This is a genomic window from Kitasatospora sp. NEAU-69 (genome assembly GCF_057158765.1).
The window spans coordinates 250149-267258 of sequence record NZ_JBWXUE010000005.1; the positions used below are offsets into that span (position 1 = coordinate 250149).

General features: G+C 74.3%; 10 protein-coding genes. 5 read left to right on the plus strand and 5 right to left on the minus strand.

All coding sequences use genetic code 11. The annotated features are described in order from the left end of the window. Nucleotides 1–159 precede the first annotated feature (159 nt). Nucleotides 160–1128 (plus strand): ABC transporter ATP-binding protein, encoded by a 969-nt coding sequence (locus AC060L_RS08485; RefSeq protein WP_483797955.1) that lies wholly within the window; start codon nt 160–162, stop codon nt 1126–1128. Next, on the plus strand, nt 1125–3689 hold the full coding sequence (locus AC060L_RS08490; RefSeq protein WP_483797956.1) for an FtsX-like permease family protein: 2565 nt from the start codon (nt 1125–1127) through the stop codon (nt 3687–3689). Before AC060L_RS08485 ends, AC060L_RS08490 begins: the two co-directional genes overlap by 4 nt. A gap of 9 nt (nt 3690–3698) precedes the next feature. Here AC060L_RS08490 and AC060L_RS08495 read toward each other — a convergent pair whose 3' ends face one another. Both AC060L_RS08495 and AC060L_RS08500 read right to left on the minus strand, forming a co-directional pair. Further along, nucleotides 3699–4571: an SURF1 family cytochrome oxidase biogenesis protein gene (locus tag AC060L_RS08495; RefSeq protein WP_483797957.1), complete on the minus strand. Its 873-nt coding sequence runs from the start codon at nt 4569–4571 to the stop codon at nt 3699–3701. Nucleotides 4572–4756: 185 nt separating this feature from the next. Then, nucleotides 4757–5257: a hypothetical protein gene (locus AC060L_RS08500; RefSeq protein WP_483797958.1), complete on the minus strand. Its 501-nt coding sequence runs from the start codon at nt 5255–5257 to the stop codon at nt 4757–4759. A 503-nt stretch (nt 5258–5760) separates the two neighbouring features. Between AC060L_RS08500 and AC060L_RS08505 the strand changes: the two genes are divergently transcribed. Next, a complete protein-coding gene (locus tag AC060L_RS08505; RefSeq protein ID WP_483797959.1) occupies nt 5761–5973 on the plus strand; it encodes a hypothetical protein in 213 nt (70 codons plus the stop codon). 46 nt (nt 5974–6019) lie between these two features. On the opposite strand, the gene AC060L_RS08510 is transcribed toward AC060L_RS08505, so the two are convergent. Next, nucleotides 6020–6394, minus strand: coding sequence for a hypothetical protein (locus AC060L_RS08510; RefSeq protein ID WP_483797960.1), 375 nt, complete (start codon nt 6392–6394; stop codon nt 6020–6022). A gap of 218 nt (nt 6395–6612) precedes the next feature. Between AC060L_RS08510 and AC060L_RS08515 the strand changes: the two genes are divergently transcribed. Then, nucleotides 6613–7995, plus strand: a complete 1383-nt coding sequence (locus AC060L_RS08515) for a protein kinase domain-containing protein (protein ID WP_483797961.1) — start codon at nt 6613–6615, stop codon at nt 7993–7995. A 42-nt stretch (nt 7996–8037) separates the two neighbouring features. Here the strand turns inward: AC060L_RS08515 and AC060L_RS08520 are convergent, their stop codons facing one another. Next, a complete protein-coding gene (locus tag AC060L_RS08520) occupies nt 8038–11676 on the minus strand; it encodes a protein kinase domain-containing protein (RefSeq protein ID WP_483797962.1) in 3639 nt (1212 codons plus the stop codon). A 312-nt stretch (nt 11677–11988) separates the two neighbouring features. Between AC060L_RS08520 and AC060L_RS08525 the strand changes: the two genes are divergently transcribed. Further along, a complete protein-coding gene (locus AC060L_RS08525) occupies nt 11989–14070 on the plus strand; it encodes an AfsR/SARP family transcriptional regulator (RefSeq protein ID WP_483797963.1) in 2082 nt (693 codons plus the stop codon). Here AC060L_RS08525 and AC060L_RS08530 read toward each other — a convergent pair. Beyond that, nucleotides 13998–17099 carry an AfsR/SARP family transcriptional regulator gene (locus AC060L_RS08530; protein ID WP_483797964.1) on the minus strand — a complete coding sequence of 1034 codons (3102 nt, stop codon included), beginning with the start codon at nt 17097–17099 and terminating at the stop codon, nt 13998–14000. The two genes, AC060L_RS08525 and AC060L_RS08530, sit on opposite strands and share 73 nt — an antisense overlap. Nucleotides 17100–17110 lie beyond the last annotated feature (11 nt).

The following is a 17110-nucleotide window of genomic DNA, read 5'->3' on the forward strand; positions in this document are numbered from 1 at the left end:
CCGGCGTGCCCGAACCATTCTTCCACCGCTCCGCCGTCGACCCTTGGCACTTGAGACGGAGCCGGCGGTAGGACCAGGGTCCTGGTCGCGCCGCCCGGTGGACCTCGGTCCCCCGTGCGTTCTCGTCCCGCGTTCGGACGAGAACGCACCGGCCGGGTGATGAGCTGGAGTCATGCCGGGATTCCCCGGCTGCTCCGCCACCACCCCGACCCCCAGGAGGAGATCGTGATCCGTGCCCTGACCGGCTTCACGACCGGCAACCGGAGGAACGCGGTCGCCTCTACCGAGGCCGATGCGACTCCGTACGAAGCAGCTTCGTACCATGCGGTCCCCCACCAAGTGGACCCGTACCAAGCGGTGCCGTCCGCCGCGGACCGGCCGGCGCAGCCCGCGATCGAGCTGCGCGGGGTGCGCCGCAGCTACGGCCGTGGCGGCAGGGCGGTGCAGGCCCTGCGCGGGATCGACCTGGCGCTCGGCCACGGCAGCTTCACCGCCGTGATGGGCCCGTCCGGGTCCGGCAAGTCCACGTTCCTGCAGTGCTCGGCGGGCCTGGACCGGCCGGACGCGGGCGAGATCCGGCTCGGCGGCGAGGAGATCACCCGGCTGAGCGAGAACCAGCTCACCAAGCTGCGCCGCAGCCGGATCGGTTTCGTCTTCCAGTCCTTCAACCTGCTGCCCTCGCTGACGGTCGAGCAGAACGTGCTGTTGCCGCAGCGGCTCGCCGGGGTGCGCCAGGACCGCGCGCGGGCGCGGGAGTTGCTGGCCCGGGTGGGCCTCGGCGAGCACGCCGGGCGGCGGCCGGGCCAGCTCTCCGGCGGGCAGCAGCAACGGGTGGCGATCGCCCGGGCGCTGATCACCCGCCCGGACGTGGTCTTCGCCGACGAGCCCACCGGCGCGCTGGACACCCGCACCGCGCACGAGGTGCTGGGCCTGTTGCGGCACGCGGTGGACGCCCTGGGCGCGACGGTCGTCATGGTGACCCACGACCCGGTGGCGGCCTCGGCGGCCGACCGGGTGCTGTTCCTCGTCGACGGCGCCATCACCGACCAGCTGCACCACCCGGACCCGCAGTCCGTCGCCGACCGGATGGCCGCGCTGACCGCCCGCCGCGTGGGGGCCGCAGCATGACGAACGGACTGGCCCGCGCCGCCGTGCGCTTTCGGCCCGCCTCCTTTGCCGGCACCCTGATCGCCCTGCTGCTGGCCGCCGCCGTCGTGGTGGCCTGCGGCGTCCTGCTGCAGACCGGCCTGACCGCGGAGCTGCCGCCCGTCCGGTACGCCGGCGCGCCGGTGGTCGTCGCCGCCGACCCGGACGTCCGGATGAGCGTGAAGTCCGGCAAGGAGACCGAGACCGTCACCCAGGCGGCGCCCGAACGGGCCCGGGTGGACGCCTCGCTCGCGGGCCGCATCGCCGCCCTGCCGGGCGTGGCCGCGGCCCGGCCGGACAGCGCCTTCCCGCTGCCGGCCGGCGGCGACCACCCCGCGCTGACCGGCCGGGGCTTCGCCGCGCTCGGCATCGCCGGCCCCGCCGCCGACCCCGCCGAGCGGCTCGTCGAGGGCCGCCCGCCCGGCGCGAACGAGGTGGTGCTGGACGCCGACACGGCGCGCGCGGCCCACCTCGCGCTGGGCGCGAGCCTCAGCCTCACCGCGCCCGGTGGCACCGGCAGTTTCCGCGTCAGCGGCCTGGTCACCGGAGAGCCCGCCGCCTCTGCTGCTGGCGCCACCGCCGCCCCGACCGTCTGGTTCGCCGACGCCACCGCCGACCGTCTGTCCGGCCACCCGGGCCGCATCGACGCGATCGCCGTCCAACCGCGCGACGGCGTCGCCGTCCCGGCACTCGCCGCCCAGATCCGGCAGGCGGTCGGCAGCGCCGCCAAGGTCTTCACCGGGGACGGTCGCGGCGCGGTCGAGCAGCCCGCGATCGGCGACGCCCGCGTCCTGCTGGTGGGCATCGGCGGCTCCTTCGGCGGTTACGCGGCCATCACCGCGATCTTCGTCGTGATGAGCACCGTCGCCCTGGCCACCGGTCAGCGCGCCCGTGAGTTCGCCCTGCTGCGCGCCATCGGTGCCACCCCCCGGCAGATCCGCCGCACCATCGCCACCGAGGCGATGCTGCTCGCCCCCTTGGCCGGGGCGCTCGGCATCCTGCCCGGGATCGCCCTGGCCCGCTGGTGGTTCGACCAGCTGGTGTCGCGCGGCGCGATCCCGTCCGGCGTGCGGCTCGACGTCGGCCCGCTGCCGCTCCTCGCCGCCGTCCTCATCTGCACCCTGGCCGCGCTCACCGCCGGCTTCCTGGCCGCCCGCCGCCCCTCCCGGCTGCGCCCGGGGCAGGCGCTGAGCGAGGCCGCCATCGGGCCGGGCCGGCCCGGCCCGGTGCGGATCGGTCTCGGCCTGCTCTTCGCCGGCGGCGGCGTGGCTGCCGCCGTCCTCGCCGCCGGCCTGGACGGGGCGAAGGCCGCGAACACCGCGCTCGGCGTGGTCATGTGCTTCATGACGGCCGTCGCCCTGCTGGGCCCCTGGGTGGCCCGGCTGGCCGCCGCCGTGCTCGGCACCCTGCTGCGGGCCGGCGGCGCACCCGGCTCGCTGGCCGCCGACAACACCCGCGCCAACGCCCGCCGGCTGGCCTCCGCGATCACCCCGATCGTCCTGGTCACCGCGTTCTGCGGCACCCTGCTGACCATCCAGAGCACCATCGCCCATGCCACGAGTGGCAACGTGCGCACCGGCATCACCGCCGAGCAGGTGCTCGGCTCCACCGGCCCCGGCCTGCCCGCGGACACCACCGGGCGCGCGGCCCGGGTGCCCGGCGTGGCCGCCGCCGTGGGCGTGCTGCGCACCTCCGTCCTCTTCGCGAGCGATCGGGAGATCGACTCCGCCACCGCGCTCGGCATCGACGGAGACCCGGCCGGACTGCCCAGGGTGCTCGACCTCGCGGTACGGACGGGTTCGCTCGCCGACCTCGGCCAATCCGCCGACACCGTCGCCCTGGACGCGAACCTGGCCGACACGCTGGGCGTGCGGGTCGGCGGCCGGGTGCCGCTCTGGCTCGGGGACGGCACTGCGGTGACGCCCACCGTGGTGGCCACCTATGCCCGCGGGCTCGGCTTCGGCCAGGTGGTGCTGCCACGGGCAGCCGTCGCCGCGCACGTCACGGTCGGATTCGACAGCCAGGTCCTGGTCGCCGAGGCACCGGGCGCGGATCGCGCGGCCGTGGCGGCTGTAGCGGCCGGGCTGAGCGGGCTGGGCGAGGGTGTGACCGTCACCGACCGCGCCGGATTCGTCGCCGGTTCGAACAGGGCGGCGGACCTCGGCGCCTGGGCCAACGCCGTGATGGCGGGCGTCCTGGGCGGCTTCGCCGCCGTCAATGCCGCCAACACGCTGGTCATGACGGTGCTCGACCGGCGTCGTGAGGTCGCGCTGCTGCGCCTGGCCGGCACCACCCGGCGTCAGGTGCGCTGCATGATGCGCTGGGAGGCACTGCTGGTCGCCGTGGCCGGTCTGACCATCGGCGGGGCGATCGCCTGGATCACCCTCGTCCCGATCGCCCGCGGCGTGGCGGACACCCGACCGTACGTCCCGCCGGGCCTGGCGCTGCCACTGGCCGCCGGAGCCGTTCTGCTCTGCCTCGCCGCAACCGGCCTGCCCACCCGGGCACTACTGCGAAGCCGGCCGGCGACGGTCGGCCAGTGACGGCAGGCGCTAAGCCACCACCACCGGGTCGTTCTCCGGGCTGCCGCCCTCGCCGCCGCCTGCGCTGTCGCCCTTGGTTCCACTCTCGGGCCTCTCCCGCAGCTCGCGCCGGAAGAGGATCACCCACCCCGCCGGGACCAGCGCCGCGAAGAGCCACCACTGGATGGCGTACGGCAGGTGCACGCCCTTGCCCACGACGGCGTCGTCGCCGGACTGGCCGTTGTTGTTGCTGCTCGGGCTGGGCACCAGCTCGGCCTGGTCGGCCGCCGGCGGGGCGGGGCTGGTCGTCGTCAGCTCCAGGTAGCCCGCGACCACCGGCTCGGACAGCTGGGCGGCCTGCTGGCCACTGTTGATCAGCATGAACTGCCGCGGCGGCAGCACCCCGCGCCGGGCCGGGATGCCGGTGGAGGCGTTGGTCTCGTCCGGTCGCAGCCGCCCGGTCACGGTCAGCTGCCCGGGGGGAGCAGGCGGCACCGGCGGGTAGTCGGCCGCGGAGCCGCCGCTGGGCAGCTGGATCCACCCGCGGTTCACCAGCACCGCCTCGCCCTCCGCGGTGACCAGCGGCGTCACCACGTAGTAGCCCTCGTTGGTGCCCGAGGCATCGGTGCGCTGGCGCACCACGAACTCGTGCGCGCTGTCGTAGTGCCCGGTGGCGGTGACCGTGCGGTACGTCTCCGCCACCGGCACGGTGCCGCCGGGCTTGGAGAGCACGTCCATCGCGACCGGCGGCGCGGCCAGGCTGGCGCTGATGCTCAGGTTCTGCCGGTTGGTCTGCTGGTAGCGATGGAACTGCCAGAGCCCCAACCAGATCAAGGCGGGAATGAGCGCGAGGAAGACGAGGGTGAGGATCACCCACCGCCTCGTAAGCAGGATGCGGAACACTACGAGAAGGTACCTCCGTCCCCAAACCGCTCCGCCGCCGCCCCCGCCGGTCGGCCGCCCCGGGGTCCGCTTGCGGGCTGCGGGGGCGCTGCCCTCGCGCCGCTGCCGAGGCCAGTCAGGCCGGCCCGACATCCCCCAGGGTTGCTCCGGGGGATGTCGGGCCGGCCATGGCTGCGTTGGCTCAGTCAGCAGTGCATGTCCGAGCCCTGGCTCTGAACCCCTGCCCCCGAGAAGTTCCAGGTCGGGGTGTAGCCCTCTGTGCAGTTTAGACCGCTGTTGGTGAACAGGACGTCACCGAGATAGTTGCGGTCGCTGCTCGGGTAGGAGTAGATCGACAGGAATCCCGACTCCCACCATGCGGTCCCGTCGGAGGCGATCGTCGGCGAGGACGGGCCTAGCGCATAGGAGTCACCGGTGGAGTTGTAGACGTTGATGTAGCCGTGCGAACCAGTCCAGTTCGTATTGGTGATGTGGGCCTCGGTGTAGGCGGTGTCATCGCACGAATTCCACGCGAGGTAGAAAATTCCGATTGTGTGGTTCCCGCTCCAGATATAGCGGGTCGGACCGAGTGTGGATTTCCCGCATGCGTGGGCGGCGGTCGCGGGACCCGCGATCGCCATGGTCAGGCCGCTCGCGGCGATCGCGAGTGCGGTGATGCCGGCACGGACACGAGTGTGAAGCCTCATGCAGATCCCCCTGTGCGTTGACTGCTCCTCGGTCGGGCTGCCAGCAGCCTTGCACGGATATCCCGCCTGGGTCCAGACCCCAGCATTGTCTATCTCTCATGCTGCGGTTGATCATTTCTCGCGGGCGCCCGGAAGCGGCGATGATTGCCCCCGGAGGTCGGAGCGGTAGTGCCTGTGGGAAATGGGTGTCGACTATTCCGGATGGCGTCCTTTATATTCCCCCGCCCTGTTGATGCTCACCGGCCGATCGCACCGGTCCGCTGTGCGAACTCCCGCACCCGGGGACCGGCGACGGGCCGTACAGCAGCCCCGCGGTCACCGCCCGCAACGCCGACCTGCGCACCTCCTCCGGCGCCGCCGCCTCGACCCGGCGCAGCGCCGCGAACGTGCGTCGCGGGTCGCCGAGTTGCTGCCAAATCCCGCGTGTTCCGCAGTCGGCCATGAACAAGCCTGGCAGGTAGCGGTCTCCGAGAAGTCGCGGATGGCGCTGCGATACTCGGCGCATGACTGAGAGCAGCGCGCCGTTCCAGGCGCACAAGTGGCTGGAGCACCACGCCCTCGCGATGCAGGCGATGGAGACTGGGCAGATTGCGCTCGGCGATCTGGTGAAAGTGAAGGTGCCGATCACGATCACCCAGGCAGGTCAGGGGTTCCCCAGCAAGGCCGGCGTTCTCATGACCACGTTCTACCGGCTGCCGGACGGCTGGCAGGGCTGAAGCACGCAGAGGTGCCCGTCGTGATCTGCGGCGGGCACCTTCCGTCTCAGTGGTGCATGGCAGGGGAGAGCCAGCTGACGTACTCGATCGACGTACCGACCAGAAGTCCGCAGCTGTGCAGGGCGAACAGCGCGGTGCGGTCCAGGCGGCGCACTGTTGGCGAGAGCAGGGTCAGGGCCGGAACTCCCAGGCCGAGCACCGGCCCAGAGGCCAGGAGCAGAGCCAGTAGCAGCGCGCCGGCCCAGGCGCCGTTCCCGCCGTCGGCGAGTCCCATCACTTCCGTGAACAGGCCGCCGGCCAGGATCAGCAAGAGCATCGGGGCGGCTGCCAGCAGCATCACGATTCCCAGCGGCAGCCAGAGCCATGGCCGTTCACTGCCCGCACCGGCGCGGCGCGGCCCGGTGGGCGGGGTCTCTGTCATGTCGTTCCTCTTCCCGGCCAACCGGTGCCGCCGCGTCAGCGGCTCCTGCTCTCGCGATTCCACACTCTCGCGATCACGCGCTGCCACGCCAATCCGCCCGGGGGTACAGTCGGATGAACGTGCGTCACCGAGCGGTCCGGGTCGCCGACGATGGCGAGGAACCGGTCCCGTCGCCCGCGGACTCCTGCGGACTCCCGCGAGCCCGTCGAAGGAGATCGATGGCAACCCCGTTCCAGGTCACGCTGACGCTCGTCGAGGGCCGGCTCGAGCCCGGCGAGTACGTGTTCGACGAACGCACCACCTGCGTGCTCGGGCGTTCCCCCGACTGCTCGCCCCGGCTGCCGAGCGACGAGCACCACCGCACCGTCTCCCGCCACCACTGCCTGCTCGACATCAACCCGCCGGACATCCGGATCCGTGACTTCGGCAGCCTCAACGGCACGTACGTCAACGGGAAGATGATCGGGAAGCGGCCCGCGGGCCTCGAACCCGGGGAAGCCGCCGCCGAGTCGTACCCGGAACACGATCTGGCGGACGGCGACGAGATCCGGCTGGGCGACACGGTCTTCCGGGTCGGGATCACCCATCAGGCCACGATGGTGCTCGTGCACTGCGCGAAGTGCGGGCGGGACCTCGGCGAAGCGGAGGCCGGGCGGGACGGTCCGGTGCTCTGTGCGTCCTGCCAGTCCGAGCCCGCGGCCGTGTTGGAGCTGCTGCTCGAACGCGCCGCCGGTGGGCGGGCCGACCTCGGTGCGATCTCCGGCTACGAGGTGATCCGCGAACTCGGCCGTGGCGGGATGGGCGCGGTCTACCTGGCCCGGCACAAGCTCACCGGCCAGGAGGTGGCGCTGAAGGTCATGTTGCCGAAGGTGGCCGCGAGTTCGACGGCGCGGACCCGGTTCCTGCGCGAGGTGGGGGTCACCCGGGCGCTGCGGCACCCGCACATCGCCGCACTGCTCGACGCCGGCTTCGCCGATGGCAGCTTCTTCCTGACCACCGAGTTCTGCACCGGCGGCAGCCTGGACCGGGTGCTGGAGCAGTCCGCCGGCCGTCGGCTGCCGGTGGACGAGGCGGTGCGGATCACCCTGGAGGCGCTCGACGGCCTGGCGCACGCGCACGGTCAGGGCGTGGTGCACCGGGATCTCAGCCCGTCCAACATCCTGCTGCACCGGACGCCGGGGGGAGCGACTACGGCGAAGATCGCCGACTTCGGCCTGGCCAAGGCCTTCGACCAGGCGGGGCTGAGCGGGCTGACCCGCACCGGCGCGTCGGCGGGCAAGCCCGCGTTCATCCCCCGGCAGCAGGTGATCGACTTCCGCAGGGCGACGCCCGGTGTGGATCTCTGGGCGCTCGCCGCCTGCCTCTACACGATGCTGACCGGGGCGGTGCCGCGCGCGTTCCCCCGTGGGAAGGACCCCTGGGTGGTGGTGCTGCAGGAGCCCGCGGTGCCGATCCGCAAGCGGGAGCCGGGCATACCCGAGGCCCTCGCCGCCGTCATCGACGCGGCACTCGACGAGCGGCCCGGGAGCGGCTTCCAGAGCGCGGCGGACCTGCGCGAGGCCCTGGTCCAGGCCGGCCCGGTGCAGGCCGCCCCGATGTAGCCGACACCGGGGCGGTGAGCGGTTCGGCGGTGAGTGGCCGGGTCACTCCGGGCGGGCCCGGAGGTCCCAGTCGAGCTCCCACAGGCGCAGGGTCTGGTCACCGTCCCCGCTGAGCAGGAAGGCCGCGTCGGAGGTCAGCCGGAGGTCCTTGACCGAGCGCATGTGTCCGCCCAGGGTCCGCAGGCAGCGGCCGGTGGTGAGGTCCCAGATCCGGATCTCCGGGTCGGTGCCCGCGGAGACGGCGAAGCGTCCGTCGGTGGTGAAGGCGAGCGTCGAGGTGTACCTGACCTGCGTGTCGAAGGCGCGCAGGCAGGCTCCGGTCGCGGCGTCCCAGAGCCGCAGCCGGCCCAGCACGCCTTCGGATCCGCGGGTGTGGGGCGAGTCGGGGTCGCGGTAGGCCTCGGTGGCCAGCACGAAGGCGCCGTCGGGGCTGAGCGTCGCGGTCGTCCAGGTGATCGACTCCACGGGGAGCGTGTGCAGGCAGCGGCCGGTGGTGAGGTCCCAGACGCGGACCAGCTGCTCGTCGCCCGCGGTGACGGCCCGGCGGCCGTCCGCGCTGACCGACAGGGAGGTGACCTTCCGTTCGGGCAGCGCGAGGCGCTGCAGCTCCCGGCGCTCGGCCAGGTCCCAGAGCTCCATCGTCATGGCCACGTCGTTCGTGACGAAGGCGAACCGGCAGTCCGGGCTGAGGTCGACCCGGGAGTGGCGTCCGAGGTGCAGGGTGTCCAGGCAGTCGCCCGTCCCGACCGACCAGGTCCGGATCGTGCCGGAGCGGTCCACGGACACGATCCTGTCGCCGTCCGGGCTGAACCGGAGCAGTGAGGCGGACCAGTCCGTGAGGTCGATGACGCGTTCGCGCCGGCCCTCGGCGAGGTTCCAGATCTGGATCTGCCCGTCGAAGCCGGTGCGGGCGCCCAGGCGGGCGTCGTGGCTCAGGTCCACGCTGCGGATACCGCCCCGGTCCGGGTCCTCGCCGATCAGGCTCGGGAGCGCCCTGGCGGTCCAGGCACCGCGCAGTCCGCTGCGGACGGTCTGCCCGCCCATCCGGCGCAGGGTCCGCAGGATCTCGGGCGCGCGCTCGTAGCCGGGCAGCGCCCGGCCCTGATCGAGCAGTTCGAGCGCCTGCGTCACCCGGCCCGCCGCCGCGGCCGCCTCGGCTGCGGCGATGAAGGACTTCACCGCATCGTCCGCCCGGCTCAGTTCGCGGTGGCGGCGGGGTCGGCTCGGCTGGGTCGGAGCGGTGAAACCGCCCGGCAGTCGCCACAGGCGCACCGCGCTGTCGAAGCCGACCGAGAAGGCGAGCCCGTCGGCCGTGAAGCCGACCTCGCGCACGCGGTCCCGGTGCCCCCGGAAGGTGCGCAGAACCCGCCCGGTCGCCAGATCCCAGTGCTGGACCGCCCCGTGGAAGCCGCCGACGAGCATGGACCGCGCGTCGGCGCTCAGCGCGACCGAGGTGGGGTGGAAGTCGGAGGCCGGCTGCAGCACTCGCAGGCAGCGGCCGTTCTGCACGCTCCAGATCCGGATGGCCTTGTCGCCGCCCAGCACCACGGCCAGGTCCCCGTCCAGACCGAACCAGAGGTCCTCGACCCCGCCCGGGTAGTCGGCCACGCGCCAGAGGCAGGCACCGCTCGCCACCTGCCACAGCTGCAGGGCCGCCGGCTGCACCTTGGAGCCGGACAGGGCCAGCCGGCCGTCCGCAGTGAGCGCGACCGCCCTGGTGTTCGGCTCGGCGTCGAGCGTGGCGAGATGCCGGTCGGCCGGCAGGTCCCAGACCTGGACCCGGCCGTCGGTCTCGGCCCACGCCGTTTCGCCGCCGTCGGCGGTCAGCCGCACGGGGGAGGACGCGGTGTCGAGGACGGGGTTGTCCGGGTTGACCCGGTGACTGATCGCGGTGAACTCGCCCGCGGCCTCCTTCGCCGCCCTCTCGGCGCGCTCGCGCCGCTCCCGCTCGGGGCCCTTGCCGTCGCGCCAGCGGGTGACGCCGACGGTCCGGACCGGACGGCCCTCGGCCAGGTCCCACAGCCGCACCGTCCCGTCCCGGCCGTCCGAGACGGCGTAGCGCCCGTCCGCACCGAGATCGGCCGACTGGACGCGGTCGGTGTGACCGGCGAGCGCCTGGAGCTCCCGGCCGGTGCGGACGTCCCACAGGCGGAGCAGGTTGTCGTTGCCGCCGGCCGTGAGGGCGAAGCGCAGGTCGGCGCTCACCCGGATCGTGCAGTCCGGCGTGATCCAGCTCGGAAAGTGCGCCCGCCACGGCACCTGCCACAGGGCGACGCACCGGGCGTCGGTGGCCTCACCGGAGCCCAGGGCGGCGAGCGTCCGCAGGGTCTCGGTGGAGCGGTCGGGCCCGCCAGCGGAGGCGTCGGGCCGGCTGTCGGTGGCAGCCGGCTCACCGTTGGTGCCGCCTTGCAGCAGCGCACCGGCCGCGGTGAGGTCGCCGCGCTCCAGGTGGACCAGGGCGGCGAGCCGGTCGGCCTCGGCAGGGTCGGGCAGGTCCTGACGGAGCGTTTCCAGCTCGGCCAGCAGGCCCTCGTCGGTCAGGGCGCCGGCCCGCCAGCGCAGCAGGCCGGCGTTGTAGGTGGCCTGCGGATGCCGGGGGTCGGCGGTCAGGGCCTCGGCGAAGGCCTGCTCCGCCTCCTGCCGCCGCCCGAGGTCGAGCAGGGACAAGGCGCGGTTGTTGAGCTCGTCGGCCAACAGATCGGCCTTGACGGGTGCCCGGAGCGGGTACGGCACGCCGGTCAGCTCTTCGTGGATCGCGATCAGCCGGGCCGCGATCTCGGCCATCGAGCCGGGCCGGGCGGCCGGGTCGTCATCGAGGCAGCGTTCGAGCAGGTCGGCGACCTGACGCGGCATCGGCGGGTGCTCGGGCGCGGCCGGTCCGGCCGCCCGGTAGGCCTGCAGGGCCGGCCCCGCGGCGACGCCGGCCAGCCAGGTGACGCCGCCGTTGAACATCTCCAGCACCGACACGGCGAAGCTGAAGACGTCGCTGCGCCGGCCCACGCGCTTCCCGGTCGCCTGCTCCGGCGACGCGTAGGCCGGAGTCATCCCGCCGCTGGTGACCAGGAGGGACCGCTGCCCGCCGGCCACGGCCGTCGTCGGGGCCGACGATGCCGCCGCTCCGGCGCGTGCCAGGCCGAAGTCGGTGACCTTCGCGATGAGCCGCGCACCGTCGGCGGCGCCGTCCGCGGGGAGGTCCAGCAGGACGTTGCCCGGCTTCACGTCCTGGTGCACCAGGCCCTGCTCGTGGGCGTGCTCCAGCCCCCATGCGACCTGGACGGCCACATCGAGTATTCGGCTGACCGCCTGCTCCGCGCCGCCCCGGTACAGCCGGCCGTCGTGGATCCACTCGGCCAGACTGCCGCCGGTGACGTACTCGGCGAAGACCCGGGGGACGCCGTCGATCGTCCGGACGTAGTGGCAGCCGCAGACGTGCGGGTGGAGCCCCAGCGACACCCAGTTCTCCGCCTCGGCGACGAACCGCTCCCGCGCGCGATCGTCGCGGAGCAGTTCCGGCCGCGGGCTCTTGACCGCCAGGTCGATGCCCCAGCCGAGGTGCCGCACCCGGTGGACGAGTCCCATCCCGCCCTGCTCGTGCACGCGGAGCACGCGGTAGCGGCCCTCGATCACGTCGCCGACCCGCCATGGCGTCGCCGAATCCGCCAAGTCGCCAGGCCCAGCCATCAGCGCCTCCCCCGGTAGCCCTGTGCTTACGGCGAATCTAACAGCTCCCGATTCGACGCGGCCGGGTATCCGCGGGCGGGCTTGCCGTTCCGTCAATGGTCTGTCGATCGGGTCCTGAGAGTGTCGCCCCGACCAAGGACCGCAGAGGGAAGGTGGGGCGGGATGCCGCCGGCAACGAGCACTGGATTGGCCTGGCGACCGGGGGAGGGCAGCGCGTTTCCCCGGGAGGGGGAGTGGCCGGGCCCCTCCGCCCGGGGTCCGGCCGCGGCCGGGCTCCGGTGGTGCTTCGCGCTGCTCGGCGTACCGGAGGTGATGACGGATCGGCAGCGCCTGCCGGCGATGTCGCCGACCCAGACCGCGCTGCTCGCCGCGCTGGCATTGCAGGCGGGGCGGGCGGTCGGGGTGGACGAACTCATCGACGGCCTGTACGGGGACAGCCCGGCGCGCAGCGCGGGATCCGTGATCACCACCTATGTGCTGCGGCTGCGGAAGGCCCTCGGTCCGGAGCTGATCGTCCGGGTCGGCGGGGGGTACGCGCTGAACGTGCCCCGGAGCGCCGTGGACGCCCTGGAGTTCGAGCGGCTCGCCGGTGCGCCGCTGCTCGGCGACGCCTCGGCCGACGCGGCGCGGCTGCAGACGGCGCTCGGCCTGTGGCACGGCGCCACCGCGCTGGTCGGCGCGATCGGCCCGCTCTGCGAGCGCCAGCGCGAGGTGCTGGCGCAGCGCCGGGAGCGGGCCCGGCTCCAGTGGTTCGAGTGCCAGCTGGCGCTCGGTCGCCACGCGGAGATCCTGGCGGATCTGGCGGCGGCCTGTGAGCTCACCCCGTTCACCGAGCGCCTCCAGGCGCTGCGGATGACGGCGCTGTTCCGGTGCGGCCGGCAGGCCGATGCGCTGGACGTGTTCCACCGGGTGCGCGGGCTGCTGGCGGAGGAGCTGGCGATCGATCCGGGCGCCGAGCTCGCCGCTGTCCAGCAGGCCATCCTGCGTGGCTGCGATCCGCACCCGTCCGGCGATCCGCACCCGCGCAGCGCACCGGTGGGCACCGAGGTGTTCGGCGGGGCCGGGGCCGGGGCCGCTGCGGCGCCGCCGCGCCAACTGACCTCCCTGTCACGCCGACCGCCCGGCCCGCTGCGCCGACTGCCGCTTCCCGGCCACATGCCCACGCCGCGCCAACTGCCCTCGCCGCCCGCGGACCTGGTCGGACGGGAGGAGGAGATCGCGCGGCTGAGCACCGCGGTGCGGGCCGGCGGCCATGCCGTGGGGCTGGTCACGGGCATGGGCGGGGTCGGCAAGAGCACCGTGGTCGTCTCGGTCGCGCACGCGATCGCCGCCGACTTCCCCGACGGGCAGCTGTGGGCCTGCCTGCGCGGCTCCACCGCGGCGCCGGTGAGTGCCGGCGAGGTCCTCGCGGGGTTCCTGACGGCGCTCGGCGTGCCCGCCGACCGGGTCCCCGTGGGTGTCGCCGAGCGCGCGGCCCTGTACCGGTCCACCCTGGCCGGCCGGTCCGTCCTGGTGGTGCTCGACGACGTGGGCGACGCGGGCAGTGCGGGCGGTACGGGCGGTGCCACGGAGCTCAGCCGGCTGCTGCCGGGCACGGCGGGCTGCGCGGTGCTGATCAGTTCGCGCTCGCGTCCGGCGATCGGGGTGACCGCGGCCGTGCGGCTGGACGGCCTTCGGCCGGCCGAATCCGCCCGGCTGGTCGGTGCGATCCTCGGCGCCGAGCGGGCCGGCGCGGAGCCGGCGGCCGTCGCCGCACTGACCGCCGCCGGTGGCGAACTGCCGCTCGCCGTCCGCGCGCTGGCCACCCGGCTGGCCCGACGGCCGGGCTGGACCGTGGCCGCGATCGCGGCACGGGTGTCGGACGAAGCGCTTCTGCTGCGCGAGTTGGCGGCGGGCGGCGCGGGCTTGGCGGAGGCGTTCGACCAGGCCTTCGGCCGGCTCCCAGGTTCGCAGGCTCGGGCGTTGTGCGCGCTGGCGGCAACGCCGTCGCAGGGCTGGAGCCTGCCGGCCGCCGCGACGGCGCTGGGTCTGCCCGAGGCGGAGGCCGAGCGGATCCTGGAGGCGCTGGTCGATGCCGCACTGCTGACCTCCCCCCGGCCCGGCCACTACGCCGGCCACCAACTGGTGCTCGCCTACGCGCGTGCCTGGACCCGGACCGGGCGGGGACCGGCCCGGATCGGGCCGGTCCGGAGCGGACCTCGCCCGGTCCGGGAGCCGGCGCGCGAGGAGAGCCGTCTGCTGGTGCATCAGTCAACGGCTCACCAATCAACGGTGCATCAGTCAACGGTGCGTCAGCCGGGGACGCATCAGCCGGCGGTGCGTCAGCCGAAGTGCGCCCCGGCCAGGAGCGCCCGGGTGTCCGCCGCCTCCGAGGCCACGCCGAGCGTCTGGTAGATGTCCACGGCCTCGTCCAGGCAGGCGCGCCCCCGGGCCGGGTGCCCGAGCCGGGCGAGGCCGACGCCGAGCGAGCGGAGCAGGCCCGCCTCCAGCATGCCGCTGGTCTGGTGTGCCAGCGGCAGGATCGCCTCGGCGACCTCGACCACCCGCCGGTCGTCGCCGGCCTCCAGGTGGATCTGCGCGATCAGGTTGCCCGTGGCGGCTTCGAAGGCCGCCAGGTCGAGGCTGCGCAGCACCGGGAGCAGCTCTTCGGCGCAGGCCAGCGCTGCGGCCGCCGAGCCGCACAGGCGCAGCACCCGGGCGAGCGAGTAGCGGCTCATCGCCTGGGCGATCGAGGTGGCGGACCCGGTCAGCGCCACGCCGCGCTCGGCGGCCGCCAGTGCCTCGGCGGAGCGGCCGAGCTTGGCGTAGTTGAAGGCGAGTTCCCCGAGGGCGCCGCCGGCCGAGTGGTGGTCGCCCAGGCTCTCGAAGAGGGCGATCGACTCCTCGCAGAAGCCGACGGCCTCCTCGAACCGCCCGTAGACCCGTGCGTTGGAGCCGAGCGAGAGCAGGGCGCAGGCGCGCACCCGCCGGCTGACGTCATCGACGCAGAGTTCCAGCACCCGGGTGAGTTCCCGCTCGGCCTGCTCGAAGTCGTTGACGTGCCAGAGCATGTTGCCGCGCACGTACCGCGCCAGCGCCTCGCACCGGCTGTCGCCCCGGGTGGCGGCGACCGCGGCCGTGCGGGCCGCCAGCTCCGCCACCGACCAGGAGTGCGCCCTGCTGAACAGCACCGAGCCCAACTTGTCGATCAGGTCGGCGGCCTGGACCAGCGGCAGGCTCGGGTCGGCCAGTGCCCGGGTGACCATGGCCTGCTGGAGTTGCGCCTCGGTCCGCATCCAGCCGACCGCCCGCTCGGCGGAGTCGAACTCCAGGCCGGGCGCGCTGGTCGGCGTGCCGGTCAGGTCACGCTGGCCGACCGGGACGGAGTGGGCGGCGGCCTCGGCCTGGCGGGCGCTGGCGAGGCAGAAGTCCAGCAACCGGGCGAGGGCCTGCCGGCGGTCCGTCGGCGTCTCCTCGCGGGCGCAGCACTCGGCGGCGTAGAGCCGGATCAGGTCGTGGCTGCCGTACCGGCCTACGGCCCGTGGCTCCAGCAGGTTGAGGTCGGTGAGCTGTTCGAGCAGGGTGTCGGCATCGGTGCTGCCGAGGCCGAGCAGGGCCGCCGCACTGGCCAGGCCGATCTCGGGGACGTTCGGCAGCGAGAGCAGCCGGAACGCACCGGCCTGCTCCGGCGTCAGCCCGGCGTAGGAGAGCGCGAAGGTGGCCGCCACGGCCGTGTCCCCGGTCGCCAGCTCGGCAAGCCGCCGGTGCTCGTCGGCGAGGCGGCCGGCGAGCTCGGCGACCGTCCAGTCCGGCCGGGCAGCGAGCCTCGCCGCGGCGATCCGGATCGCCAGCGGCAGGCGGTCGCACGCGGCCACCACGGTCGCGCACTGCTCGGGTTCGGCGGCGGCGCGCTCGGGGCCGAGGACCCGGCCGAAGAGTTCGACGGCCTCCGGGCCGGTCAGCGCGCTCACCGTGAGGTGCCGGGCACCGGCGAGCCCGGTCAGCCGGGCCCGGCTGGTGACCATGACCGCGCACCCGGCCGCCCCCGGCAGCAGGGCGCTCACCTGGGCCGCGTCGGCGGCGTTGTCCAGCAGCACGAGCACGCGGCGGGCGGCGAGGTGGGAGCGGTAGAGGGTGATGCGCTCGTCGAGAGCCAGCGGGATCGCGCTGTCCTCGGCGCCGAGCGCCTGCAGGAACCGGACCAGCACGGCTGCGGGATCGGCGCCCTCCTGGTCGGCGCCGCGCAGGTCGGCGTAGAGGCGGCCGTCGGGGAACTGCTCGCGCAGCCGCTCGGCGGCGTGCACGGCCAGCGCCGTCTTGCCGACGCCGCCGATCCCGTCCAGGGCGGTGATCGCGACGCCCGGCCCGGACGGGCTCGCCAGCAGCTCGGTGAGCTGTTCCAGCAGCGCCGAGCGGCCGGTGAAGTCATGCGCGGCCTGCGGGAGTTGCTCCGGCACCGGGCGGTCCGCCGGCGGACCGGCGGGCGGCTGCCGCAGCAGGGTCGGGTCGGCGCGCAGGATCCGGGCCTGGAGGTCGGTCAGCCGCCGGTCCGGCACCGGCTTGCCCCGGGCCGGCCCGCCGGCGTGCAGGCCGTTCTGCCCGCCGGAGTGCCCGCCGTTCTGCTCGGTGGAGTGCCCGGCGAGGTAGCGGCGGGTGTCCTCGTAGACCGCGAGCGCCTCCCCGGTGCGCCCCGCGCGGTGCAGCGCGAGCATCTGCAGCTCGCGCAGCCGCACCCGCCCGGGGTGCGCCATCACCAGCGCACCGAGCCCGGCCGCGACGTCGGCCCGGTCGCCGAGCTCCAGGTCGAGCTCCAGCTTCGTCTCCAGCAGCTGCGCGTGGACTTCGGTGAGCCGGACCCGTACCGCCTCGGCGTGCGGACCGGTCATCCCGGTCAGCGGTTCGCCGGCCCACAGTTCCAGGGCCGCGGTGAGCAGGGCGCGGGTCGCGGCGGCCGGTCGGCCGGCTGCCCGGTCGGCCGCGGCTTGCGCCGCCGCCTGCTCGAACCGGTCGGTGTCCAGGGCGCTCGCCCGGATCCGCAGCGCGTAGCCGTCCCCGACGGTGGCGAGCAGGCCCTGTGCGCCGTGTTTCCGCAGCTCGGTGCGCAGGCGGTAGACATGGGTGCGCACCGCCCGCAGGGGCTCGGCCGGCCGGTCCCCCTGGTCCCAGAGGCCGTCGATCAGCAGGTCGGTGGAGACGGTCCGCCCGGCGGCGGTCAGTAGGACGGCCAGGAGCTCCCGCTGTTGTGGCCTGCCCAGGTCGAGCTCGGTGGTGCCCGCCCAGCCGCGCAACGGCCCGAGCAGGCTGAACCGCAGCTCGGGCGCGAGCCGCGCGTCGGCCGGGCCGGACCTGGGAGCGGGCACGCGAGTAGTGGCGGTGGCAGTGGTCGTGCTGGCGGTGGCAGTGCTGCTGATGGTGGCCATGTGGCCGGATTGTGTCGTCGGCATGGCCGGTTCCC

What these genes read in the sequence shown, in the direction of transcription:
- AC060L_RS08485 (WP_483797955.1), top strand. Translation starts at nt 160, where the DNA reads ATGAGCTGGAGTCATGCCGGGATTCCCCGGCTGCTCCGCCACCACCCC.
- AC060L_RS08490 (WP_483797956.1), top strand. Translation starts at nt 1,125, where the DNA reads ATGACGAACGGACTGGCCCGCGCCGCCGTGCGCTTTCGGCCCGCCTCC.
- AC060L_RS08500 (WP_483797958.1), bottom strand. Translation starts at nt 5,257, where the DNA reads ATGAGGCTTCACACTCGTGTCCGTGCCGGCATCACCGCACTCGCGATC.
- AC060L_RS08505 (WP_483797959.1), top strand. Translation starts at nt 5,761, where the DNA reads ATGACTGAGAGCAGCGCGCCGTTCCAGGCGCACAAGTGGCTGGAGCAC.
- AC060L_RS08510 (WP_483797960.1), bottom strand. Translation starts at nt 6,394, where the DNA reads ATGACAGAGACCCCGCCCACCGGGCCGCGCCGCGCCGGTGCGGGCAGT.
- AC060L_RS08515 (WP_483797961.1), top strand. Translation starts at nt 6,613, where the DNA reads ATGGCAACCCCGTTCCAGGTCACGCTGACGCTCGTCGAGGGCCGGCTC.
- AC060L_RS08520 (WP_483797962.1), bottom strand. Translation starts at nt 11,676, where the DNA reads ATGGCTGGGCCTGGCGACTTGGCGGATTCGGCGACGCCATGGCGGGTC.
- AC060L_RS08525 (WP_483797963.1), top strand. Translation starts at nt 11,989, where the DNA reads ATGACGGATCGGCAGCGCCTGCCGGCGATGTCGCCGACCCAGACCGCG.
- AC060L_RS08530 (WP_483797964.1), bottom strand. Translation starts at nt 17,099, where the DNA reads ATGCCGACGACACAATCCGGCCACATGGCCACCATCAGCAGCACTGCC.